Origin of the sequence: Streptococcus sp. FSL E2-3494 (assembly GCF_038007085.1) — a bacterium.
GTDB lineage: Bacteria > Bacillota > Bacilli > Lactobacillales > Streptococcaceae > Streptococcus > Streptococcus thermophilus.
Genome location: NZ_JBBOWN010000001.1, coordinates 1,274,434 through 1,298,853 on the forward strand (window position 1 = coordinate 1,274,434; position 24,420 = coordinate 1,298,853).

The 24,420-nt window shown below is 39.1% G+C and carries 19 protein-coding genes and 2 pseudogenes; 5 read left to right on the top strand and 16 right to left on the bottom strand.

The genetic code is table 11. The features are described from left to right. Positions 1-140: 140 nt before the first annotated feature. Positions 141-967: pseudogene (locus NST05_RS06600) on the top strand (5-methyltetrahydropteroyltriglutamate--homocysteine methyltransferase); the annotation flags it as partial. A 78-nt stretch (positions 968-1,045) separates the two neighbouring features. On the opposite strand, the gene trmFO reads toward NST05_RS06600, so the two are convergent. The 15 genes from trmFO to NST05_RS06675 form a co-directional block, all read right to left on the bottom strand. After that, entirely contained in the window at positions 1,046-2,389 is a 1,344-nt protein-coding gene (gene trmFO, locus NST05_RS06605; RefSeq protein ID WP_084828778.1) for a methylenetetrahydrofolate--tRNA-(uracil(54)-C(5))-methyltransferase (FADH(2)-oxidizing) TrmFO, read from the bottom strand. Between the two features lie 100 nt (positions 2,390-2,489). Further along, positions 2,490-3,785: a sensor histidine kinase gene (locus NST05_RS06610; protein WP_084829215.1), complete on the bottom strand. Its 1,296-nt coding sequence runs from the start codon at positions 3,783-3,785 to the stop codon at positions 2,490-2,492. A gap of 89 nt (positions 3,786-3,874) precedes the next feature. Further along, a complete protein-coding gene (locus tag NST05_RS06615) occupies positions 3,875-4,534 on the bottom strand; it encodes a response regulator transcription factor (RefSeq protein WP_011227158.1) in 660 nt (219 codons plus the stop codon). 35 nt (positions 4,535-4,569) lie between these two features. Continuing rightward, a complete protein-coding gene (locus NST05_RS06620) occupies positions 4,570-5,394 on the bottom strand; it encodes a TraX family protein (RefSeq protein ID WP_011681087.1) in 825 nt (274 codons plus the stop codon). A gap of 116 nt (positions 5,395-5,510) precedes the next feature. Next, complete coding sequence (gene topA, locus NST05_RS06625) at positions 5,511-7,655, bottom strand: type I DNA topoisomerase (RefSeq protein ID WP_084828777.1); 2,145 nt, start codon at positions 7,653-7,655, stop codon at positions 5,511-5,513. A gap of 167 nt (positions 7,656-7,822) precedes the next feature. Next, positions 7,823-8,662 carry a DNA-processing protein DprA gene (dprA, locus tag NST05_RS06630; protein WP_084828776.1) on the bottom strand — a complete coding sequence of 280 codons (840 nt, stop codon included), beginning with the start codon at positions 8,660-8,662 and terminating at the stop codon, positions 7,823-7,825. 67 nt (positions 8,663-8,729) lie between these two features. Continuing rightward, entirely contained in the window at positions 8,730-9,650 is a 921-nt protein-coding gene (locus tag NST05_RS06635) for an ROK family protein (RefSeq protein ID WP_084828775.1), read from the bottom strand. A gap of 10 nt (positions 9,651-9,660) precedes the next feature. Next, the gene (locus NST05_RS06640; RefSeq protein WP_084828774.1) at positions 9,661-10,428 is read right to left on the bottom strand and encodes a ribonuclease HII; all 768 of its coding nucleotides are present in this window, start codon (positions 10,426-10,428) and stop codon (positions 9,661-9,663) included. Further along, the gene (gene ylqF, locus NST05_RS06645; RefSeq protein ID WP_084828773.1) at positions 10,415-11,269 is read right to left on the bottom strand and encodes a ribosome biogenesis GTPase YlqF; all 855 of its coding nucleotides are present in this window, start codon (positions 11,267-11,269) and stop codon (positions 10,415-10,417) included. Before ylqF ends, NST05_RS06640 begins: the two co-directional genes overlap by 14 nt. 127 nt (positions 11,270-11,396) lie before the next feature. Further along, positions 11,397-12,086 carry an XRE family transcriptional regulator gene (locus tag NST05_RS06650; protein WP_046206437.1) on the bottom strand — a complete coding sequence of 230 codons (690 nt, stop codon included), beginning with the start codon at positions 12,084-12,086 and terminating at the stop codon, positions 11,397-11,399. Between the two features lie 94 nt (positions 12,087-12,180). Then, positions 12,181-12,696, bottom strand: coding sequence for a transcription repressor NadR (locus NST05_RS06655; RefSeq protein ID WP_084828772.1), 516 nt, complete (start codon positions 12,694-12,696; stop codon positions 12,181-12,183). A 23-nt stretch (positions 12,697-12,719) separates the two neighbouring features. Next, on the bottom strand, positions 12,720-13,247 hold the full coding sequence (locus NST05_RS06660; RefSeq protein ID WP_084828771.1) for an ECF transporter S component: 528 nt from the start codon (positions 13,245-13,247) through the stop codon (positions 12,720-12,722). Positions 13,248-13,348: 101 nt separating this feature from the next. After that, positions 13,349-14,911 carry a signal recognition particle protein gene (gene ffh, locus NST05_RS06665; RefSeq protein ID WP_084830599.1) on the bottom strand — a complete coding sequence of 521 codons (1,563 nt, stop codon included), beginning with the start codon at positions 14,909-14,911 and terminating at the stop codon, positions 13,349-13,351. 32 nt (positions 14,912-14,943) lie between these two features. Further along, complete coding sequence (locus tag NST05_RS06670) at positions 14,944-15,276, bottom strand: putative DNA-binding protein (protein WP_002950594.1); 333 nt, start codon at positions 15,274-15,276, stop codon at positions 14,944-14,946. A 65-nt stretch (positions 15,277-15,341) separates the two neighbouring features. Continuing rightward, complete coding sequence (locus NST05_RS06675) at positions 15,342-16,040, bottom strand: GntR family transcriptional regulator (protein ID WP_340742949.1); 699 nt, start codon at positions 16,038-16,040, stop codon at positions 15,342-15,344. A 166-nt stretch (positions 16,041-16,206) separates the two neighbouring features. Between NST05_RS06675 and guaA the strand changes: the two genes are divergently transcribed. The 4 genes from guaA (at position 16,207) to NST05_RS06695 (ending at position 22,878) form a co-directional block, all read left to right on the top strand. Continuing rightward, positions 16,207-17,769, top strand: coding sequence for a glutamine-hydrolyzing GMP synthase (guaA, locus tag NST05_RS06680; RefSeq protein WP_084828769.1), 1,563 nt, complete (start codon positions 16,207-16,209; stop codon positions 17,767-17,769). Between the two features lie 223 nt (positions 17,770-17,992). After that, positions 17,993-19,906: a DNA methyltransferase gene (locus NST05_RS06685; RefSeq protein ID WP_084828768.1), complete on the top strand. Its 1,914-nt coding sequence runs from the start codon at positions 17,993-17,995 to the stop codon at positions 19,904-19,906. Position 19,907: 1 nt separating this feature from the next. Further along, on the top strand, positions 19,908-22,694 hold the full coding sequence (locus NST05_RS06690) for a DEAD/DEAH box helicase family protein (protein ID WP_084828767.1): 2,787 nt from the start codon (positions 19,908-19,910) through the stop codon (positions 22,692-22,694). A gap of 1 nt (position 22,695) precedes the next feature. Further along, positions 22,696-22,878, top strand: a complete 183-nt coding sequence (locus tag NST05_RS06695; protein WP_171073565.1) for a hypothetical protein — start codon at positions 22,696-22,698, stop codon at positions 22,876-22,878. 439 nt (positions 22,879-23,317) lie between these two features. Here NST05_RS06695 and adhP read toward each other — a convergent pair. Continuing rightward, positions 23,318-24,341: pseudogene (adhP, locus tag NST05_RS06700) on the bottom strand (alcohol dehydrogenase AdhP). Positions 24,342-24,420 lie beyond the last annotated feature (79 nt).

A 24,420-nucleotide genomic window follows, 5' to 3' on the forward strand; every position in this document is an offset into this window, starting at 1 on the left:
ATTTTATCATAAGAAGTATCATTTTGCAGAGCTAAACCTTATATAGTCTAAAATTATATCCACAGCAAGAAATTAACTATTTTTCATTAGTTCCCATAAGAAATAATGTAGATGCAAATAGACATTTCGAGGTAAATTTAATGACAAAATCTAAATTCCAATTAGTCGGTTCTCTTCTTCGTCCTGCGGATCTCCGTAAATACAAGGACGAAATCGAGCATCGTGACGACATCCAGTATCCTTTCTATGATGCCCTTCCTGGTTATCAAGAAATTGAAACTGCATCTATTAAGCGAATTGTGGCTGACCAAAAAGCTAACGGAATTGACATCCTTACCGATGGGGAGTTTGGACGTTCTATGTGGCACTAGGACTTTGTCTGGGGACTCAAAGGTATTGAACGCTACATTGCTGAGCATGGTTATACTTTTAAAGACCATGATGGTGGTCAATATGAAACACGTAAAGATATCGGTATTCGTATCACTGAGCCTCTCTCAGGTAAAAACCACCACTACCTAGATATTTACAAATTGGTTAAGGCTGAAGCTGGTGATGAAGATGCCAAACAAACTATCTGGGGACACCTGCTCATGCCTACACTGAACTTGCTATCTTTGATCGATTGGCTGTTCCTGGACAAGTCTATGAAACAAACGAAGAACTCAAAAAAGGTTTGATTAATGCCTATAAAGAATTCTTGGATGAATACAAGGCTGTTGGTGGTAAAATCGTTCAATTTGACGACTGCCTCTGGGAACTTTTTGACCCATCAAACCCTGCAAGTTTCTACTCAGACGGCAATGGTGATTTGGCAGAATTGGCCGATGAATTTGTTGCTATCAATAACGAGGTTGTTGACTATACTCACGAACTTGGTTTAACGGTTTGGACACACAACTGTCGTGGTAATTATGAAAGCCGTTCTGCTGCTGAAGGAACTTACGAAGACATCGCTAAGAAATTCTTTGGCTAATCGATATTTCTATTCGCTCCTCTCTAAAACGAAAAGCCTTCACTCTTGTGAGGGCTTTTTATGTTAGCATCAAGCATCTATAAAAGTTTGCAAATCCTTAAGAGCTCTTTCTGCGATTTTTTCATAACGCTCTTTCTTGTCACGAATACGTGGGCCTTTTAATTCTTTGATAATACCAAAGTTAACATTCATTGGTTGGAAATGTTTGCTTTCAGCATGTGTCACATAATATGGAAGGCTACCGATTGCTGTTGTATGAGGGAAAATAACTTCATCTTCACCCTTAAAGAGACGGGCTGCATTGATTCCAGCAACCAAACCTGAGGCAGCTGATTCAACATAACCTTCAACACCAGTCATTTGTCCAGCAAAGAACAAATTAGGGTTTGATTTTGATTGGAAGGTCTGTTTAAGCAAGTTTGGCGAATCCATGTAAGAGTTACGGTGCATTACCCCATAACGAACAAATTCTGCATTTTCAAGACCTGGAATCATTTGGAAGACACGTTTTTGCTCTCCCCATTTGAGGTGGGTTTGGAAACCAACGATATTGTAGAGGCTACCAGCCGCATTGTCCTGACGAAGCTGAACAACCGCATAAGGTGTCTTGAAGTCACCATCACGTGGACCCATATAATCTTCAGGATACTCCAAACCAACTGGTTTCATAGGACCGTAGAGCATTGTTTTAATACCACGTTTAGCCATAACCTCGATAGGCATACACCCTTCGAAATACTTTTCTTTTTCAAAAGAATTCAAAGGAGCTTCTTCAGCTGTAGTCAAGGCCTCATGAAAGGCCATGAACTCTTCCTTGGTCATTGGACAGTTTAGATAAGCTGCTTCACCCTTGTCATAGCGTGACTTAAGGTAAACCTTGTTCATGTCGATAGTTGCTTTATCAACGATTGGTGCAGCGGCATCATAGAAATAGAACCCGTCTCCACCGTTAAGCTCATGAATCTTTTCAGCTAAAGCATCAGAAGTTAGGGGACCTGAAGCAATAACTGTAATAGCATCATCAGGAATTTCTGTGATTTCTTCACGGATAACTTCAATTAAGGGATGACTTTCAATTTCAGCTGTCACTGCTTCTGCATAGCCTTCACGGTCCACCGCCATGGCACCACCTGCTGGCACACGGTGAGCTTCTCCATTACGCATAATGATAGAGTCCAAACGACGCATTTCTTCTTTTAGAAGCCCTACAGCATTGGTCAAGCTATCTCCACGGAAAGAGTTAGAGCAAACCAATTCTGCAAAATTTGTTGTCTTATGCTGTGGTGTTGCTTTGACCCCACGCATTTCATAAAGTTTTACTGGAATACCACGTTTGGCAATCTGATAAGCCGCCTCGGATCCGGCCAAACCAGCTCCAATCACGTTAATATAATCTGCTTTTGATTGAGACATGACACTAATACCTCTTCGGAAACAAGATGAAATCCTGCTCCCACAAATCTTTCTTCATTTTTACTCTTAGTAGTATAGCAAAAAACTCCTCATCTGGCGACTAGTAGTCATCTGTATTTAAAAGGGGTAAAATGATAGTCACTTTAGCACTACCCGTGCCATTGTCATTTGCAAGAGAAAGACTACCATAGTGTAAACGAATAATATCATTGGCAATAGTCAGACCAAGGCCACTATGATTGCGACTCTGTCTGCTTTTATCCTCTTGATAAAATAGCTGAGTAGCGTTTTCAAGAGATTCAAGGGAAAATCCAGGACCAGAATCAAGGCATATAAACTTGAATTCATCTTCTTCTACCCTAGCGGTCAGGAGCAACTGACTGCCACTGGGTGTATGCTCTACGGCATTTGAAACAATATTCATAATAGCTCGATTCAACAAGGACTTATCCCAATTGCCTATGCTTTCTTTCGCAATTTCCTCCTTGTCAAATACCACATTGATTTGTTTCGTTTGAGCTAATGACAAGGTTTGATCGTAAATGTCTTCAACAAATTCCTTAACTGGAACTTCTTCAAGCGTCAGGGTCTTCTTCAAACTCATTTTGTTGAGTTCTGACAACTCTTTTACATAAGCATCAACCTGTGCAATACCTTTTTGAAAATGCTCTAACAACTCCGTTTGATTTTCATCCAAGGACGTCATAGCTAAGAGTTCCGCATTTCCACGAGCAACTGTTAGGGGCGTCTTTAAGTCATGTGTCAGGGCAGAAATCTGATTTTGTTTATCTTGCTCTGCCTTCCAATTTTCCATCAAAGACTCACGAAGTGCTATACGCATATGATCCAAACCACTTAAAACCTGATTAAATTCCTTAATTGTAGACTGAGAAGTTTGAAAATCCAAATCTTGTTGGGAAATTTTTTCAGTAACCCTTAATATAGGTTTAAGTTGCTGACTCAATTTATTTGCATAATAAAAAGTTAAAATAATAAATATGATTAAGATAGATACAAACATTGAACCAATCATCATAAGATCAGCATTGGGAAAATGCTGGTTCATCCACTCATTACGGTACCGAGGTGATAGTTGATAATTGACAATGACTATGCCATCTGATCGTTCAAAAGACTGAAAATAGCCGTATTTCTCACCGTGAGCATTCTTGAATTGGTAATTTAGTAAGGATTCTTCTTGCAAGTTAACAGGCATGTTAGACTTTTTAAGCTTAAAATCCCTAGTTAAAAAGACATAACTCGTGCCATCAGGTAAAATCTCGGGATTAAAGACCTTAGAAGTTTCAATATCACTTCTCACAGCAGACAAATCACTCTCAACTTGATTTGCTGGAATCACAACTCCAAAACGATAAGACAAGCTGAATAAATACAAAATAAGAAGACTGCTGATTACAGAGAGAATTGTAAGACTGACGACATAAGATAACAAGATTGTTCTTAAAGAGTGTTCTCGTTTTTTTATTAGTGCCACTTGTAACCAATCCCCCAAACTGTTTCAATAGGATTTTGCCCAACTTCTTTAAGCTTTGCACGGATATTCTTGATATGTTCAGCCACTGCTGCCGGACTGCCTTTATCCTCATAGCCGTACAAATGCGTGTAGATTTGTTCTTTTGAAAAGACTTGGCCCTTATTTTCAGCTAAAAACTGGCAAATACCATATTCCGACTTTGTCAAATCTAACAACTGATTCTCAATATAAAGCTCTTGAGCAGACAAGTCAAACTGAAACTCCCCAAGTGAAAGCTTATGGTGACGCTCACGATGTTCACGTCTCAAGTGAGCTGCAACACGCGCTTGGAGTTCTTTAACCCCAAATGGTTTGCAAATGTAATCATCCGCACCATAACTCAACCCTTGGACAATGTCTGCTTCTTGCGTTTTAGCTGTAATAAAGAGGATTGGGCAATCCACCTGATTTCGAATCTCATGGCAAAACTGTAGACCGTCAACATCAGGCATCATAATATCCAGTAAAATCAGGTCAAATCGAGGTAAAGAGTTCTTATCCAAATCCAAAACACTTGTAAGCCCTGTCACATTATGGTTTTGGAGCTCTAAAGCCTTTACAACCAATTGAACAATATCTTTTTGATCATCAATAACAAGTATTCGAGCCATAGCCTTTCCTTTCCTTCAAAGTTATCTTTATCATATCATCTATAGAAGATAACTGACAAGGCGTAAAGTAGATAAATATGGGTTGGGTAAAAAACATAGAACAAATATTTTGACCCTTTCCCTCTTTGACCGTTATAAGAAAGCATTAAAGGTGCTGAAAATATTTCCATCCATTCAAAGTATTTGAATATTAAATCGTGAAAAGAAGGTCTACTTAAAACAATCGCCATTAGCAGCCAAACGAGACTAACACTCATAAAAGCAAGCACTTCTTTCTTAAGATTCCTATGACAAAGATACATAGCGATACCGGTCAAAAGCAACCACGTTCCTCCATCATTGATAAATGTATGGACTGGCAATACTGTGAAATTGAGTAAATTTAGTAGAAAACCAAACATAGGTTTGTTCACACTTAGCAGATAAAAAGGCACCATTAACCATGGAAGCAACAATGGAAAAAGTAAAGTTGGTATCCCTTTAAGGTATTTCTTTTCTTGAATCCATGCAATCCCTTGAAGAGCAACGAGCAAAATTGCGAATGACGACAGCATCATATTTTGTGGAAAGAAACCATCTGGTCTAACTAGAGGATGTAGAAAATTATAGAATCCAAATTGAATCAGTCCCATCACAATTGCTAAAGAATAAATCTTTAGGAAGTATTTCTTCCGGTTATGGGTATGAATAAAACCCTCAATCACACAAAAAAGGAACAATGGGGCCGCTAATCTACCAATCATAGCAAACCAAATAGGGATTTTCCCTGTATAATCAAAAAAATAATGAATGTGGTCGAATACCATAGTAATTAGGGCTATATATTTGAGTTGGAAACCTGATAAACTTAAACGTTTCATAATAACTCTCCTTTCTTTTCATTCTTAGTATAAAAAACAAATTTAAGGAAAGTATCAGTTTTTTTGACAAAATACAGAAAGCTATCCCAAGTCAAAACTTGGGATAGCTTTCTTCTTTATTTTATAACAGATTCTTTGTAGTCACACTCTTCCTTACTACAGATAACTTGCTTGCCACCACCACGTACTTTCTTCTCCACGAGGTAATCGCCTGATTTAGGACAGTTACGTCCAATAGGGATATCCCACGAGGTAAATTCACAGTCTGGATAGCGATCACAACCATAAAAGACACGATTGCGTTTTGTCTTACGCTCGATAACCTGACCTTGCCCACAGGTTGGACAAGTCACACCAATTTCTTTAGTAATAGCCTTAGTATTGTGACAGTCTGGGAAGTTACTACATGCATAAAACTTACCGTAACGACCTAGCTTGATAACCATTGGATGGCCGCAGAGGTCACAATCAAAACCAGCAGGTTCATCCTTGATTTGGATTTTTTCAATACCTTCTTCAGCTTTTTCCAATTCTTTTTGGAAAGGTTTGAAGAATTCATCAATAACCTTCTGCCATTGTTCCTTACCGATTTCAACTTTATCGAGTTTGGCTTCCATCTCGGCAGTGAATTTAACATCCACGATATCTGGAAAGAATTCTACAATTAAGCTATTAACGATTTCACCGAGTTCAGTTGGTTCAAAACGTTTAGCCACCAATTTGACATAGTAGCGACGTTGAATAACATCAAGCGTTGGTGCATAAGTTGACGGACGACCAACGCCATTTTCTTCCAAAGTCTTAATCAATGTCGCTTCAGAGTAGCGTGCCGGTGGTTGCGTAAAGTGTTGTTCAGGCGTTGTCACAACCTTCTTAATCGTATCACCTTCAGCCATTTCAGGAAGCATTTTATTCTTATCAGAGTCGTTGTAAACGGCCATATAACCGTCAAACTTGATTTGACTACCATTTGCAGTGAAAATGACACCATTTTGAGACAAGGTCACCTTCATCGTATCAAATACTGCAGCCGCCATCTGACTAGCCACAAAACGATTCCAAATAAGGGTATAGAGCTTAAGCTGATCCTTATCCAAATACTTAGCAATACTTTCTGGTGTTTGGAAAACATTTGAAGGACGGATAGCCTCGTGAGCATCTTGCGCCGCTGAACTATTTTTCACCTTGCTTCCATGTTTAGAATACTTAGAGCCAAAGCGTTCTGTAATAAATTCAGCCGCTTGATTTTGAGCCACTGGACTGATACGTGTTGAGTCCGTACGCATATAGGTAATCAAACCTTGAGCGCCTGAACCAAGATTAATCCCTTCGTATAACTGTTGTGCAACCATCATAGTCTTACGTGTACGGAAGTTGATTTTATTAGCAGCATCCTGTTGTAGTGATGATGTTGTATATGGCAATGGCGCATTACGACGGCGTTCTTTTTTCTCTACCTTATCAACGTTAAAGTCGTCACTTATGATACGAGAGAGAACGTCTTTAACATCGTCATTATTGTTGAGCTTGAGCTTTTTACCATCAAGACCATAGAAGCTAGCCTGAAACTTCTTAGCACCCTTCTTAAAGGCACCATCAATTGTCCAATATTCTTCTGGTTTAAAAGCCTTGATTTCATTCTCACGGTCAATAATAAGCTTAAGAGCTACCGATTGCACTCGACCTGCAGAAAGACCTTTCTTAACCTTCTTCCATAGAAGAGGTGAAATAGAGTAACCCACAATTCGGTCCAAAACACGACGAGCTTGCTGAGCATCTACTAAGTCCATGTCAATGGCGCGTGGCTCTGCAAAGGCATTCTTCACCGCGTCTTTAGTGATTTCGTTAAAAACTACACGATTCTTATCTTCTGGATCTAATCCAAGTATATGTGACAAATGCCATGAAATAGCTTCCCCTTCACGGTCCGGGTCACTTGCGAGAAAGACTTTCTTGGCTTTCTTAGCTTCTTTCTTTAATTCTTTGATAAGGGGTCCTTTACCACGAATATTGATATACTGTGGTTCGTAGTTGTTTTCAAAATCAATAGACATACTTGATTTTTTCAAATCACGGATATGCCCTACTGAAGCAACAACTTTATAGTTGCGCCCAAGGTACTTCTCAATGGTTTTCGCTTTGGCTGGAGACTCCACGATAACCAAATTTTTCTTCGGTGTCGCTCTCTTTTTAGTCGCCTTTTTAGCCGTTGTTTTCTTTGTTGTTTTAGTTTTCGTTTTTGTTGTCGTTGCTGTCGCCATAGACTATTTCCTTATAATGTTATAAACTGGCTGTGCCACTAATCTGTCTAAAATATAGTCACAAGACATTAAAAAATGAAACATCTTGGACCAAGCAACTAACATGATACCGTCCTTTTCTTTAACTGTCAATAAGAAACTTTTTCTCTATAGGAGAAGTTTGATTTTCATGAAAACTCTGAAATGATGTCAAATCCTGTAGTAATGCACTTTGCGCCCTCTTGAATGAGGTAATGGCATCCATCCGATTTTCCATCTAAAATATTTCCTGGTATGGCGAAAACATCTCTCCCTTCTTCCATTGCACGCTCACAAGTAATAAGACTTCCCGAGCGAATCTTAGCTTCAACCACCATAACTCCTTGACACAATCCAGAAATTATCCGATTTCGTTCAGGAAAATGGTATTTAAGTGGCTGTTCACCCGGTCCGTATTCTGTAAGAACTAAATGATTTTTAGCCATATAGTCCTGTAAAGCTTTGTTTTCTTTAGGATAATATACGTCTAGCCCAGTCCCGATAACTGCAATGGTGTTACCTTTATTTTTTAAGGCCTCCATATGAGCACAAGTATCAATTCCACGCGCCAAGCCACTTACAATAGTAAAGGCATTCCCAAGTTCATGAACAATTTTTCGAACAGACTGTTTGCCTGTTTCAGAACACTTTCTGGCACCAACTACTGCTAACTTGGGTTTACTTAGCAAATCAATATTCCCTTGATAAAAGAGGAGAACAGGAGGATTATAGGAATGTTTCAGCTCAATGGGATACTCCTTATCAAAAATTGATAAGGTCGGAAAACGTTGAAAATCTTCCTTAAGCTGCTTAACATCCAAATTCTTGTATTTTTCCATAAAGAGAACGGCATTTTTAGACTTAGATACCACTGCCATATCACGTAAGCTCAATTTTTTATCTTGATTTTTTTGATAGTCTAAAATGTTAAGGATGTTTAAATTCGTCAATCCAGCAGCTTTTAGTTTAAAAAGTTCAAAGTTATTCATCTAACTACCTCCATTTCATTATTCGCAAGAAAAAACCAAAAAAGTCCCTTTATGGAACTTTTTTTGACTATAAGGCATTTTCAGAAGTAAAATATGATGCTGCTCCTAAGAGGTTACTATCGTTATGGAAATGACAAGATTGAATTGATATCGGATCAAAACCTAATTCGGAATCTTCATTAAATGACTCTTCATAAGCATTAACAAGACCTTCTATCAAAGAATTTTGTCTGCTAATGCCTCCACCAATAACAACTCTATCCAACTTGAGGAAACTCTGCAAATTAAGAATCAGAACAGCAATTTCATGACAATAGTCCTTAAATAGACGTTTTAGTTGTCCAGAGTGATTATCATCTAAAGCGGAGAAAACAGCTAAACCATCGTCCTGTTCTAAACCAAGTATTTGACTAGCTTCATGAACGAAACCTACCGCAGAACCTTTATTAGCGACAAGACTAAATAGAGCTTGCTTAAATAGCCCCAACTGGAAAGGGAGAACGGTTTGACCCAAGCTTTGGGGACTTGGAGCACGCAAATATTGGGTAACCGACAGAGGTGTTAACAAGGCTCCCTGTGAGACAAGTCCTAAGCCAACACCAGTACCCAAAACCAAGGCAGCACCACAATCTAAATCTTGTAAACTACCATATCTTGCTTCAGCCAAAGCTGCCGCATCTGCATCATTAATAACTTTTACAGGCAGTTGAAATATTTTGGACAAGCGTGTCCCAAGAGGAATAGATGTTAAATAAGGGATAAGGCCACCCTTGAAAACAAAGCCATGTTTACTATTAATTTTGCCTGGACATGCAATGGCAATACCAGAGATATCATTTTTAAATGATGAGACTATGCTTTCTAGAATCCGCCAAAAGTCGTCAATTGTCGTTGGAGTTGACTCTTTAGATTGACTGCTAATTCTAAAATCATCATCAACTAATCCAAATTTAATAAAGGTTCCTCCGATATCAATGGCTAAAATCACTCCACTTCACCTACTTTTTTATTATTGACTTTATTGGTTCAAAGCTTCTTCTATGAATTGGCGTAACACCAAACTTATCTATTCCAGACAAATGCTCTTTGGTGCCATAGCCTGCATTTTTGGCAAAGGCGTATCCAGGAAACTCCTGCTCATAATCAGCCATCATCTTATCCCGAGTTACTTTTGCTACTATAGAAGCTGCTGCAATAGATAGAGAATTAGCATCCCCTTTTATGATTGAGGTTTGTTCTATAAGTAAGTCCAAATTCATGGCATCAATTAGCAAATGTTCAGGTTGGGGATTGAGTTTTTCAATAGCTTCTATCATGGCTAACTTGGTAGCTTCATAAATATTGACATCATCAATCACATAATTATCCTTAATACCAATACCGACAGCTACTGCCTCCTTCATTACCTGATTATAGATAGCTTCATGTTTAGATTTTGGAATCTTTTTACTGTCATTTAGACCTTTTATTTTGCAAAGCTTTGGTAAAATGACCGCAGCCGCTACAACTGGCCCAGCTAAAGGACCACGTCCAACTTCATCGACACCTGCGATGAGTTCTATTCCTCGAGCATAGAGTGATTTCTCATAATTAAGAAGCGTTTCTAAACGTTCTTCCTCAGCAAGTTCAGCGAGGATAGCCTTACGGCGTTGCCTAATGGCAGCTTGTACACCAGTCCGACTATCTTCCTCAAAACTTGCCCATCTAGGGTCGTCAAGATCCCTCAAAATAGCCAATTGTTCCTTGACTTCTTTAATTGTCGCCATCAGTATCGACCCCAACAATATCAAGAGTATAACGGCCTAGTTTTCCATCACGAACATCTTTGACAAAAAGATTGTAAAAACGGTCATAATCTTCACGAAAGCCAAGTTTTCGAGTCATTTCCATGATGATTTCTGGTGCTTCTTCTTCAAGGTCAATCCCTTTAAAGTGTTCCTCTAGTCGTTCTGGGTAGTAAGTTTTAAAGTAGTTGAGACCAAAAATCGTGACTTCATCCATTGGTAATAACTGGTCCTTGATGGCACCAGTTAAAGCGAGTTTCAATCCAACCAATTCATCTTCAAACTTAGGCCATAAAATCCCTGGAGTATCAAGAATTTCTAAGTCCTTATTAGACTTCAACCACTGTTGACCTTTTGTAACGCCAGGCTTATTTCCCACAACAGCAATCTTTTTACCAGCTAGGCGGTTCATCAAGGTAGATTTTCCTGCATTTGGAATCCCAATAATCATGGTTCTCAAGGTCTCTTTCTGAATACCACGTTCACGTAGTCGTTGAATCTTTTCAGTCATAAGACTCTGAGCAGCATCTGTTACCAATTTAACTGTAGATTGTTCCTTGGAATTAATGGCCAGGGTTTTAATCCCTTGACTCTCAAAATAGGTACGCCATTCTTTCGTACGATTATCGTCAGCAAGATCAGCTTTATTGAGAATTAAAATCTTTGGTTTATCGCCAACAATTTTGGTCAACATAGGATTCTGACTTGAAAGTGGCAAACGTGCATCCACCAAAATCGTTACAAAATCAACATGCTTAAGATTTTCCTGAACCTGTCGACGGGCCTTAGACATGTGACCTGGAAACCATTGAATAGTAGCCATGTATGCTTCTCCTTTTGTATTCTTAGCAAAATATCATTTAAAATCTTTAAAAAAAGCCAAATCATTGGCTTTGCTTTAGTTATATTATAACAGATTTAGTTTGGGATGCCCAATTGTTATCACTTGGCTAAGCCTCAATAGGCATGAAGTTACCAACAATTTTACCGATGATTCGAGGGTCTTCATCATAAGGAGCAAATTTGTCACCATACCGTTTATTAAGAGAAACCAAACGAAGACCATCCTCCTCACGATAAACCTTTTTGATATAGGTTTGACCATCCCAGTCTACAGCATAGACATCGCCATCATAATCAAAACCTGTTTGTTTGATCAGCACGACTTCACCATTTAGGTAGGTAGGTTCCATAGAGTCTCCAAATACCCATGATGCAAAATCATGATCTATTTCTTCATCGTAGAAAACTTCATCATAATTGCCATCACCAAAATAAGTATAACCTGTTCCGGCTGATAAACGCTCGAAAACTTTATAAGAGTAAAGTGGGATAACGGGTGCTTTCTTCTTTTCTGCTTCTTGTTCCTCCAGAAGAGCTTTAGTGAATCGCAAAGCTTCTTGACGATTTTCCTCAGTTAATTCCAAGTACACTTCAACAATCTCGTGTTCAGACAGAAAATAGGTCTCGGCTACACCAAATAGTTCAGCCAGTACCGATAGATTCTTTTGATTTGGTTTCGTCTTACCATTTTCCCAGTTAAAATAAGAGGAGCGCGAAATCCCTAGATGCTTAGCTACTGATGCTTGACTCATTCCTTGTGCTTCTCGAATCTCTTTAAGTCTTTGTCCTGAAAACATAGCTACCTCCGTAAGTTAATAAACTAACATAAGTGTATCAAAAAAAGCAGTTGACTTCAAGTGAAATCAACTACTTTTATATTTCTCTTTTGTATTAATCTTTGACTAAAAATCCAAGATTATCGAGTGCCTCTTCAATATAATCTAAATCTTGTTGACTATCAGCTTCAACAAGATGATAGTGAACACCGTTGGTTAATTCAGATAGTGGTCGAAAGTCACTTGACGCTGCTTGTTCTAAAAAATGTCTAACATCTCGACGACAAGTCAACTTCAACAAGGCTTGAATTTCACCATAGGCTGGATGATCAATCATGATATTTTGAATACGTCCCCCATTATCGACAATGGCTAGAAGCTCTTCTTCCATATTATTCACCGTATGATTCACTTTAAACAGTCGATGTGCATAAGAATTATCATCACTAGTCTTATAAATATAACCCCTGTTAGTTGAGATAATTTGATAACCATCTGCTCGCAGAAGTGCAATATCTTGGACAATGATTTGACGAGTAACACCAAAATGTTCTGCCAAACTCTGCCCATTAATCGCTTCTTTAGACTGTTTTAATAGGGTCAATAATTCTTGCTTGCGATTTAAAGTCATAGACTAAACAACTCCTCTTACAACTATCGAATTTTTCGAATACTTTTGAAAATCGTTAATGCTATAACGTAGTCTATCATACTATGGACAATAGTACCAAATCCAACTAAAACAAACAAGATATAAAATAGTTTTTGGAAGTCCTCCCCCGTTACTGAATAAAAAATCACACAAGCAATAACTTCACCTAGAGCATGAATAACCCCTAAAACAAAGTTAAAAATTAAAGATGATTTATGGTTTTCTATTGTTTGAGGAAACCTTTTCAAATAAAGCGCTCCTAAACAACCAAAGATGATATGCGAGAATGCCCTAAAAACAATAACAATCGGATAGCCGGCCATAAAGAAGCCTAAACTAGACGCTAAGATAACAAAAGCTGCCACCCAGGGAGATATAAACATAGCTAGAAATAATGGAACGTGACTCCCTAAGGTATAAGAAGCCGGTGGAATGATTAGTTTAATTGGCATAATACTTGGGATAAGGATAGCAATCGCAGTTAACAAAGCTGCAAAGGTTATTTCTTGAATTCTTTTTTTCGGCTTCATAATCTTCTCCTTTTTCTGTATATACAATAGTATATTACATTGTATATACCTATATGTCAATATGCCATAAAAAAACTAGAGCCATAAGCTCTAGTCCTTTCTTATTTACGTTTTTTCTTAGCTTTCTTCATCTTGTTAGCTTGACGCTTCATCATATGTTTCATGGCAAATGAACCGACCTTACCTTTAAGACCACCACCAAGCATTTGGCTTAGATCCATATTTCCAAGATCTGGCATACCAGTGCCACCCATCATGCCTTCAAGAGCAGACATGTCCATATTCCCCATATCAGGCATATTTGGCATGTTTTTGGACAGATTATTTGGGTTAAGACCCATTTGACGCATCATTTGCTCCATATCGCCAGACATAACGCCTTGCATCATTTGTTTTGCTTGATTGAAGTCTTTAATAAACTTGTTTACTTCGATGAAGGTATTCCCTGAACCATTGGCAATACGGCGACGACGACTTGGAGTCAAGAGATCTGGATTTTCACGTTCTTCTGGTGTCATTGATAATACAATGGCACGCTTGCGAGCAATCTGCTTTTCGTCTACTTTAACATTAGCCAAGGCTGGATTGTTAGCCATACCTGGCAACATCTTTAGTAAATCCTCCATAGGACCCATATTTTGCACTTGGTCTAATTGGTCGATAAAATCATTGAAATCAAAGGTGTTTTCACGCATCTTCTCAGCTAACTCAAGAGATTTTTTCTCATCATACTCCTGAGAAGCTTTTTCAATAAGGGTAAGAAGGTCACCCATACCTAAGATACGGCTTGACATACGGTCTGGGTGGAAAGTCTCGATATCCGTAATTTTCTCACCAGTACCTGTAAATTTAATCGGCTTACCAGTGATCTCACGAATTGAAAGAGCCGCACCACCACGTGTATCACCATCAATTTTAGTAAGAACGACACCTGTGATATCTAGTTGTTCATTAAACTCCTTGGCAACGTTAGCAGCTTCCTGACCAATCATGCTATCTACAACCAAGAGAATCTCGTTTGGATGAGCAAAATCTTTGATATCACGCAACTCTTTCATGAGGGTTTCGTCAATCTGCAAACGACCAGCCGTATCAATCAAGACATAGTCATTTTTATTAGCACGCGCTTGTTCCAAACCATTTCTGACGATCTCAACTGCTGGTGTCTCTGTTCCCATATCAAAAACAGGAACATTGATTTGTTGTCCCAAAGTTTTCAACTGATCAATGGCTGCTGGACGATAGATATCTGCAGCAATCATCATTGGACGAGCTTCTTGTTCTTTAATCAGTTTATTAGCCAATTTACCTGCAAAGGTTGTTTTACCAGCCCCTTGAAGACCAACCATCATAATGATAGTTGGAATCTTTGGAGATTTCTCAATCTCAGATGTTTCAGATCCAAGAATTTCTGTCAATTCTTCATTAACAATCTTAATGATTTGTTGTGAAGCATCAAGAGTATCAATGATTTCGTGACCTACAGCACGTTCACGAACACGTTTGATAAATGTCTTAACAACTGGTAGAGCTACGTCTGCTTCAAGAAGTGCCAAACGAATCTCTTTAGTGACTTCTTGAACTTCTTTCTCTGAAAGTTTTCCTTTACGTCTTAAATTTTTGAAAACGCCTTGCAAGCGTTCCGTTAAGCTTTCAAAAGCCATATGCCATTTCCTCTCTTACTTTCTGCTTGAATCTAATCTCTATTATCAATGCTGCTCAGGATTGCAATTTGTTCCTGGAGATAGCTATCGTCTGCGTATTTTTCCATGATATCATCAAAAATTTGGCTACGGACGATGTAGTCTGAATACATATGTAATTTCATCTCGTAATCTTCTAAAATCTTCTCAGTGCGCTTGATGTTATCATATACGGCCTGACGACTCACACCAAATTCCTCGGCAATTTCTGCCAAACTATAATCATCCGCATAATATAGCTCAATATAGTTCATCTGCTTATCTGTTAACAAAGCTGCATAGAACTCAAAGAGGGCATTCATGCGATTGGTTTTTTCAATTTCCATAAGCTACATTTTACCATAAAATCATGGTGTTAGCACCATACTTGTGCAGAAAAAAGCAGTGACTTCTAATTGTTCTCCAAATAAAATTCAAAACGGTCGCCAACATAGTAACTTCGTACATATTCGAAAGCCTGCCCGTCTTGGAGAAAGGAAATTTGTGTCAGACTCAAAAGAGCATCACCAGTCTTAACCTTGAGGTGCTTGGCTAGACTACTATTGGCCAAACTTGCTGATATTGTCTGCTGACTTTTTCCTATTTCATAGCCATTATCAGTTAATGTCTTGAAGAAATGTTCGGTAATTTCTGATTCCTTAAAACCTCGGATAATTTTCTCAGGGATACTGGCAATTTCATAGGCAACCGGAATGTCACCAGCAAAACGAACACGTTCCATACGAATGACATGGGACTGTGGCAAGACACCTAAATTCTTGATTTCAAACTCATTTGGATGTAGACGTTGATACGAAATAAGCTCACTAGATGGCTTCCTCCCTTGGGATTTGACAATCTCAGTAAAACTCGTAGTTCCACGCATCTTTTCCTTAACTCGACTACTAGCAACAAAGGTTCCACTGCCTGGTTTGCGTTCTAAAATCCCCTCATCCACTAAAAGTGTTATCGCCTGGCGCACAGTCATCCGACTCACATCAAAAGTCTCGCAAAGATCTCGCTCGCTAGGAAGACGTTGCCCAATTTTCCAAGTACCATCATCAACATCTTCCTTAATCTTATCATGTATGCGAATATACGCTGGTAACATCCAATTCCCCTCCTTTTCCCTATTTTACAAAAAAAGTGACAAAATTGTAAATATAAGTAAGAGATTTACAGTTTCTCGTATAAATCTAGGTGCTAAGTCCATGAATTTGTGATACAATGATTGCATAAGAAAGAATCTACATGTGATGCAAAAAGAAAGGGTAATAATGACTAACATTTCTACTTTGAATGATGTGCAGAAAATCATTGTTCTAGACTATGGTAGCCAATACAATCAGCTGATTGCACGTCGTATTCGTGAATTTGGCGTTTTCTCTGAATTGAAGAGCCATAAAATTACTGCTGATGAAGTACGTGCCATCAATCCCATCGGGATCATACTTTCTGGTGGTCCCAACTCTGTTTATGCCGAAGATGCATTTGGTATTGACGAAGAAATTTTCGAGCTTGGTATCCCAATTCTTGGTATCTGTTACGGAATGCAACTTTTGACCCACAAACTCGGTGGTAAAGTTGTTCCGGCTGGTGAAGCAGGTAACCGTGAGTATGGCCAATCAACACTTCGCCTTCGTGCCCAATCAGAGCTCTTTGCTGGAACTCCTGAAGAACAAGTCGTTCTGATGAGCCACGGTGATGCTGTTACAGAAATTCCAGAAGGTTTCCATCTTGTTGGTGACTCAGTGGATTGCCCATTCGCTGCGATGGAAGATACTAAGAAAAACTTTTATGGTATCCAATTCCACCCAGAAGTTCGTCACACTGTATATGGTAACGACATTTTGAAAAACTTCGCTTTTAGTATATGTGGTGCCAAAGGTGACTGGTCAATGGCTAACTTCGTAGATATGCAAATTGCACAGATTCGTGAAACAGTTGGCGACCGCAAAGTCCTTCTTGGACTATCAGGTGGAGTTGATTCATCTGTTGTCGGTGTGCTCTTGCAAAAAGCTATTGGTGATCAATTGACATGTATCTTTGTTGACCACGGTCTTCTCCGTAAAGGTGAAGGCGACCAGGTTATGGAGATGCTGGGAGGTAAATTTGGCCTTAACATTATCCGTGTTGATGCTTCTAAACGCTTCCTTGATCTCTTGGCTGGTGTTGATGACCCTGAGAAAAAACGTAAAATCATCGGTAACGAATTTGTTCACGTTTTTGATGACGAAGCAAGCAAACTTAAAGGTGTTGACTTCCTAGCTCAAGGAACACTCTACACTGATATCATTGAATCAGGTACTGAAACAGCGCAAACAATCAAATCTCACCACAACGTTGGTGGTCTTCCAGAAGACATGCAGTTTGAATTGATTGAACCACTTAACACTCTCTTTAAAGATGAAGTGCGCGCTCTTGGTACTGAACTGGGAATGCCTGACGAGGTCGTTTGGCGCCAACCATTCCCAGGACCAGGACTTGCCATCCGTGTTATAGGTGAAATCACTGAAGAGAAACTTGAAACCGTTCGTGAGTCTGATGCTATTCTTCGCGAGGAAATCGCTAAGGCTGGTCTTGACCGTGATGTATGGCAATACTTCACTGTTAACACAGGCGTACGTTCTGTCGGTGTTATGGGTGACGGACGAACTTACGACTATACTATTGCTATCCGTGCTATCACTTCAATTGACGGTATGACAGCTGACTTTGCGAAACTTCCATGGGAGGTTCTCCAAAAGATTTCTGTTCGAATCGTTAACGAAGTTGATCACGTTAACCGTATCGTCTACGATATTACAAGTAAACCACCTGCAACTGTAGAGTGGGAATAAAATAGTGACACTTTATAACACCAGAAACGTTGATTTTACTGCATTTAGCTAAAACTCAAGTGACGTTCGGAGACACAAAATGATTTGAATTGTCTCCAAAACTGTCGCCAAAAATCCTCTCACTGAATGGTTGTCGGTGGGAGGTTTTTTTTGGCTCTCGCTAACACGTGTAAGGTGTTCAATGCTATAATTTAAGAGATAAACTATTAAGGAGACGACACATATGGCAAAAATTGAACCGAAAATTTTTGACGAGTTGAAAACGGCTTTGGTATCTTTTGGCGACAAATATTTTGTCGGAGAAGAATTGAACCGTTCCAAACTCACGGATGATTTACGAAATTATGATGAAGCACTTTTAAGCAAATTGTTTGAAGTAGATTTCATCAAGCAACATTTCATCAAGGAAGTGGCGGGGCAAAAGCTCTTTCAGATTGAACAGCTAGAGGAAGCCGTTCTCTATAACGATTACTGGGACACAAGCTACACCAAATATGAAAATCGTGTTGGGTTAGCTTCAAAAGGGAAGTTCTTACAAGATAGCCAAGATGTCGTATTAGACTTCCCGTTCAAAGATGGCGTTTTGACTGCTTCAATGACTAAAGAAGATAATGAGGACGGCTATGATGACGCCTTCTTAAACGAGGTCATTGAGAAAGACGAGATTGACCGTCTATTTGACAAGAAAGTATTTGTAAACGTCAAACGCTTTGGCGATAATCTGATAGCACAGGTAGATAATGGGATTGTTTCTTTTGATAAGGAGAAAGACAATCTGATTATCAAAGGAAATAATCTGTTGGCGCTGCATGCGCTGAAAAATGAATTTGCAGGAAAAGTTCGTCAAATTTATATCGACCCACCTTACAACACAGGTAAAGACTCATTTAACTACAATGATAAATTTAATCACTCCAGTTGGTTAGTTTTCATGAAGAACAGGTTGGAGATTGCTTGGGAGTTGTTGTCTGATGATGGAACAATTTGGATTTCGATTGATGGGTATGAAAGTCATTATTTGAAAGTTTTAGCTGATGGTATTTTTGGTGCGGAAAACTTCCTTGATGAGGTTGTGTGGCAACGTGCGTATGCACCTATCAATCTGAAAAAGACATTTTCGAAAAGTCATGATTATATCTTGGTTTACGCAAAAAATAATTCTGGGGCAAAAGAACTGAATAGGTTGCCTCGAAAAGCTGAGATGGTTGCTTCATATAAAAATCCTGACAATGACCCACGAGGAGTTTACAAAGCAGATAATTTTTCCGTAGGGCCAGCTGTAGAAAAGAATATTTATGAAATTACAACTCCATCAGGTAGAAAAGTATTACCTCCAGATGGATACTCTTGGCGATTCTCTAAAGAACGTTTTGAGGAACTTTTAGCTGACAATCGCGTTTATTTTGGAAAAGATGGTAACTCTGCACCTTCATATAAACGATTTTTATCAGAAGTTAAAGATGGCGTTGTTGCTCAAACTCTGTGGACTTATCAGGAGGTTGGACATAACCAAGACGCCAAGAAAGAAATTAAATCGCTTTTTGATGGTCAAGCAGCCTTTGGCACACCAAAACCTGAAAAGCTGATTCAAAGAATTTTGACACTTGGTTCAGATGAAAATGACCTTGTACTAGATTTCTTCATGGGTTCTGCTACTACTCAAGCTGTTGCTATGAAAATGAACCGTCGCTTTATCGGTATTGAACAGATGGACTATATCAGTACCGTTTCAGTCCCACGCCTTCAAAAAGTCATTGAAGGCGAACAAGGCGGAATATCAAAAGACGTTAATTGGCAAGGTGGTGGTTCATTTGTCTACGCCGAATTATTCCCTAAAAATATGGGCTACTTGCAAGATGTTATCCATGCCAAAAACCTTGATGAATTGAAGTCCGTCTATGAACGTATGCTTGCTGGAACAGATACGACCGAACCTGCCGATATTTCCTTCCGTGCTGATTTATCTAAGATTGATTGGATGGAAGGATTTGACGAAAACAAGCGTCTACTTGTGAAGCTCCTTGATAAAAATGGGCTTTACTATAACTACTCTGAAATTGACGATAAAAACGTCCGTGACTTAATCTCTGATGAAGATTACACCTTCAACAAGAATTTCTATGAAGGGGGTGACTAGCATGGCAAAAGCAAAGAAAATACCTGCTAACGCTCGTCAATTTCCTCTTGTGGATCAGGCTGAACAAGCTGAAAATGATTTGTTCAGTCAGCACCAAAGTTATGAAATCCCAAAGTATATTAAGGGGAACTTGATTCATACGTTGCGTACCTATCAGGATAAAGCTATCCGAAATTATCACTATACCCAAACAGAGATTAAACCGAACCCTCAACATGTGCTTTTTAACATGGCGACAGGTTCAGGGAAAACCGACTTGATGGCAGGGCTTATCCTCTACCTTTATCAAGAGCATGGCTATCGCAACTTCTTGTTTACCGTCAATACCAACTCAGTCTTGATGAAAACAAAGGACAACTTGGTCAACGAAAACAGTGAAAAATACCTGTTCAAAGACAAAATTGAAATCGACGGCAAGCATATTTTCATTAAGCAAGTCGAACGTTTCCCACGGATTCAACAAGACAACACCATTTACATTAAGCTATCTTCGGTTCAAAAAGTATCGGATGACCTGTTTGTCTTGAAAGAAAATACCATGGGGCTTTCAGACTATGAAAACCAACCTGTTGCAGTCTTAGCGGATGAAGCACACCATTATTCCGCAAGCACCAAGTCTGAAAAGGAAGCTGAAAATACTTGGGAATCAGCCATTAACAAAATCTTGCGTGCCCGTGATGATAAGGAACAAAAGAATCTCCTCCTTGAATTTACGGCAACAGTCGATTTTGATAAGGACGTCATCTATAACAAGTATCGGGATAAGGTGGTCTACCGCTATCCGTTGAATCAATTCATGTTTGATGGCTATTCCAAGCAGGTTAAGCGAATTGAAACGTCCGCAAGCGACCAAGATAAAATGCTAAACGCGGTCTTGCTTTCGCAGTTTAGAAAATACTGTGCTTATGCCGAGGGTGTCACAGGAACATTTAAGCCCGTGATTATGTTTAAGTCCGCAAAAGTTGCGGTATCACTGGAAGCCAACAAGGTCTTTAATGAGCTGATTCAAAATCTCAACGTTACGGATTTGCTCGCATTTATCAAGCGCCAACAAGTCCTAGATAGCAACGACAGCTCAGCTTTGGAACTGGCTTACAATTACTATCTCAAAAATGAAGATGACCTTGCAAAAATCGTCCGTGAGATTAAGCAAGACTTTGACCCGAGAAACGTGTTAAATGCTAATGACACAAGCGGAAATATGCTTGAAAAGGGGCAGTATGAGGCACTCAACACGCTCGAAAGCCCAAACAACCTCTATCGTGTGGTTTTTGCGGTCGCAAAACTGACCGAGGGATGGGATGTTCTCAACCTCTATGATATTGTCCGTATTGAGCAGGAAGCTGCGACAAACAAAAATGCCACAATGGTTGAAGCGCAACTCATTGGGCGTGGTGCAAGGTATTATCCATTTGAATTGGACGGTGTGAAAAGCTATCAACGTAGATTTGATAACGACACCTCAAACAAGCAATTGTTCCTAGAAACGTTGCACTACCACACCATGAATGAGCCACAATATCTTAAACAGCTTGTAGGCTCATTGAAGCAAATGGACTTGCCAACGGGTCAGGACAAGAAAAATCCACCGATTGAAATCAAGGTCAAGCCTGCTTTCAAAAAAACAGAAACCTATAAGACAGGAAAAATCTATTATAACGAAGCTGAGGATGTGGCAGATGATTGGTTTGATTCCATTCAGAAATACGGAATCACACACAAGACCGATATTCAAAGAAGTTTGAATTATGGTACTCGTGAGGTGTCTTATCAAGCAACAGTCGCATTGACTGAGACAAAACAAATCCATGTTGATAGGTTTGATGACCGCTATATTAAGAAAGCCATTCACCGCCTTGAGTTTTATCAATTTGACAACTTGAAAAAGTATCTGCCATTGCTTGAATCCATGAAAGAGTTCATCTATGGGGAAAACTGGCTAAACGCAAGTAAGTTGAAACTTTTCTTGACCGTTCCAAAAGAATACAAGTCAACAGATATTACGGCAGACGAGATTTTGAAAGTCACCATTGACCTTTTGAAAGAGTACGAAGTCAAATTCAAGTCTGGCTATGTCAAGAAACGAGGCACAAACAGGTTTGTTGGCTACCCAATTAGTGAGTATCTAACCAACTATAATAAGCGAGTACCTGAGTATGACACGGCAAACCTCTTGAATGAAGCCACTCAAAAAGTTGCAGTTTACGATATAGCTGAGGACTTCTATGTCTATGACCGTGCTATCGTCAACAAGTTGGAATTTGACCTCATCACACGTATTCAAGCTCATGTGAATGAGCTAAAAGCCAAATATAACAAGGCAGTTTACTTGTTCCGCATGGACGAGAATATGCACCGTGAGTCAGCTAAGAGCGAAAAGCTCAAGCTCCATCAATATGGCTCACGGATCAATCGAGCTGGCGAAATTGTAGATATGCACTTGCAGGGCTTCCAACCCGACTTCATCTTGTTCCTTGAAGATAGTGACTTTTGCTTCCAAATATTCATTGAACCAAAAGGCATGAGTGGCGATAGATTCGTCAGCGAGCTATGGAAGCAGGACTTGTTGCTCTATATGACCGACCATCAAGCAGAGATGGAATTTGAAGATGGTGTCGATAACGTCAAGATTAGCGGTCTGAAATTCTTTACCGCAAAAGACGGACAAAACACAATCCCTGAATTGATGGCAATGTCTGGCGTGACCTATCAGAAACCTAATGAACAGATAGATTTATTGATGGTAGCAGACCCTTCTACTGATGTAATAATCGAGGAGGATGAGTGAAATGCCAAAGAAAAGTGTGAATTCACGACCCTATCTCAAAACTTGTGAGTTGATTTATCAATTGGCTTCACAAAGAATTGGCGAAAAATATCGTAAATGGGAAGCAGATAACCAAAAATATAATACCCAATCTCAGTTTTTTCCCGAGGACCACAAACCTATTTTTTTCAAACATATTCTTTAAAAATAAAAAAATAGTAAGGAGTAATAAATGCAAGAAAAAATTATTTGTGAAAATAACTGGCAATATTTCTATCTCATTCCCCTCAAAAAGTTTAGTAAAATTCAATGGAAATCAAAAAAATTTAAAATAGTAACAACCCCCACCATCTAGCCCACCAAAATAAGTAAATCTTTCTAAAATCCCAATATGAAAGGATTTTAGTGGTATAGATTACTATTGAGTGGAAATAAAACCAAAAACATCAAAAGCGCTGAACGCAATCGTTCAACGCTTTTTTGTTTTATATCTATATGAGGTTTTAGACCAATAAAAATTCTATCAACACAAATAAATCACTGGAATTTTGTTCAGAAATACTGCTTTCAAAAAGTAATTTAGCCAGTTTTAGGCTACCCAACTCCTCATATAGTCATCATGGTAGTCATTGACAAATGTATGTTTACTTAGTGAAATCAAGTACCTTACGTCCTTGAATTTCACCTTTTTCCATTTGATCAAATACTTTTACAGCTGTATCGACAGGAACGGTTTCAACAACTGGTACTACCAAGCCTTGTGCACCGAAGTCAAAAGCTTCTTCTAAGTCTTTACGCGTACCTACAAGAGATCCAACAACACGGATACCATCTAGAACTGTTTTGACAATTGAGAGCTCCATGTATTCAGATGGGAGCCCAACGGCAACGACCGTACCACCGGCACGTACTCTATCGACAGCCTGGTTGAAAGCAACCTTAGAAACAGCTGTTACAACAGCACTGTGTGTACCACCAGTTTTCTCTTGGATATAGCCTGCTACATCTTCAACTTCTTTACCGTTCACCACTAAATCAGCACCAGATTCCTTAGCCAACTCAAGTTTATCTTGGTTGATATCAACAGCCACTACTCGTGCATTGAAAACCTTCTTAGCATATTGAATAGCCAAGTCACCTAGTCCTCCAGCACCATAAATAGCTACCCATTGACCAGGTTCAACTTTGGCTTCTTTAATAGCCTTATATGTTGTAACTCCCGCACAAGTAATAGATGAAGCTTGAGCTTGATTAAGTCCTTCTGGAACTTTCACAACATAGTCAGCAGTAACCAAAGCATAGTCACACATACCACCATCAACACTATAACCAGCATTTTTTTACAGACCGACAGAGTGTTTCACGTCCAGTTGTACAATATTCACAGTAGCCACACCACCCTTCGAAGAACCAAGCGATTGATACGCGATCACCTTTTTTTAGTGTTTTAACCCCTTCACCAACTTCTTCAACAATACCAATTCCCTCATGGCCTAAGATACGACCTGGAACTTGACCAAAGTCTCCATGGGCTACATGAAGGTCAGTATGGCAAACGCCACAGTATTCAACTTTAACCAAGGCTTGACCATGAGTAACTAACGCTGGTTTTTCATGGTCCACAACTTCAATACCTGTAATTGCTTGATTAACAACAACTGCTCTCATCTTAATCACCTCCATATGATAACTTTTAACACTCTCAGAAACAATATCAACGCTTACATAAACGTTTCTCAGTCACTGA

Excerpts from the sequence above, each read along its gene's own strand:
- trmFO (WP_084828778.1), bottom strand. The coding sequence starts at position 2,389 with ATGTCTCAATCAAAAGCAGATTATATTAACGTGATTGGAGCTGGTTTG.
- NST05_RS06615 (WP_011227158.1), bottom strand. The coding sequence starts at position 4,534 with ATGGCTCGAATACTTGTTATTGATGATCAAAAAGATATTGTTCAATTG.
- NST05_RS06620 (WP_011681087.1), bottom strand. The coding sequence starts at position 5,394 with ATGAAACGTTTAAGTTTATCAGGTTTCCAACTCAAATATATAGCCCTA.
- topA (WP_084828777.1), bottom strand. The coding sequence starts at position 7,655 with ATGGCGACAGCAACGACAACAAAAACGAAAACTAAAACAACAAAGAAA.
- dprA (WP_084828776.1), bottom strand. The coding sequence starts at position 8,662 with ATGAATAACTTTGAACTTTTTAAACTAAAAGCTGCTGGATTGACGAAT.
- NST05_RS06640 (WP_084828774.1), bottom strand. The coding sequence starts at position 10,428 with ATGGCGACAATTAAAGAAGTCAAGGAACAATTGGCTATTTTGAGGGAT.
- ylqF (WP_084828773.1), bottom strand. The coding sequence starts at position 11,269 with ATGGCTACTATTCAATGGTTTCCAGGTCACATGTCTAAGGCCCGTCGA.
- NST05_RS06650 (WP_046206437.1), bottom strand. The coding sequence starts at position 12,086 with ATGTTTTCAGGACAAAGACTTAAAGAGATTCGAGAAGCACAAGGAATG.
- NST05_RS06655 (WP_084828772.1), bottom strand. The coding sequence starts at position 12,696 with ATGACTTTAAATCGCAAGCAAGAATTATTGACCCTATTAAAACAGTCT.
- NST05_RS06660 (WP_084828771.1), bottom strand. The coding sequence starts at position 13,247 with ATGAAGCCGAAAAAAAGAATTCAAGAAATAACCTTTGCAGCTTTGTTA.
- ffh (WP_084830599.1), bottom strand. The coding sequence starts at position 14,911 with ATGGCTTTTGAAAGCTTAACGGAACGCTTGCAAGGCGTTTTCAAAAAT.
- NST05_RS06670 (WP_002950594.1), bottom strand. The coding sequence starts at position 15,276 with ATGGAAATTGAAAAAACCAATCGCATGAATGCCCTCTTTGAGTTCTAT.
- NST05_RS06675 (WP_340742949.1), bottom strand. The coding sequence starts at position 16,040 with ATGTTACCAGCGTATATTCGCATACATGATAAGATTAAGGAAGATGTT.
- guaA (WP_084828769.1), top strand. The coding sequence starts at position 16,207 with ATGACTAACATTTCTACTTTGAATGATGTGCAGAAAATCATTGTTCTA.
- NST05_RS06685 (WP_084828768.1), top strand. The coding sequence starts at position 17,993 with ATGGCAAAAATTGAACCGAAAATTTTTGACGAGTTGAAAACGGCTTTG.
- NST05_RS06690 (WP_084828767.1), top strand. The coding sequence starts at position 19,908 with ATGGCAAAAGCAAAGAAAATACCTGCTAACGCTCGTCAATTTCCTCTT.
- NST05_RS06695 (WP_171073565.1), top strand. The coding sequence starts at position 22,696 with ATGCCAAAGAAAAGTGTGAATTCACGACCCTATCTCAAAACTTGTGAG.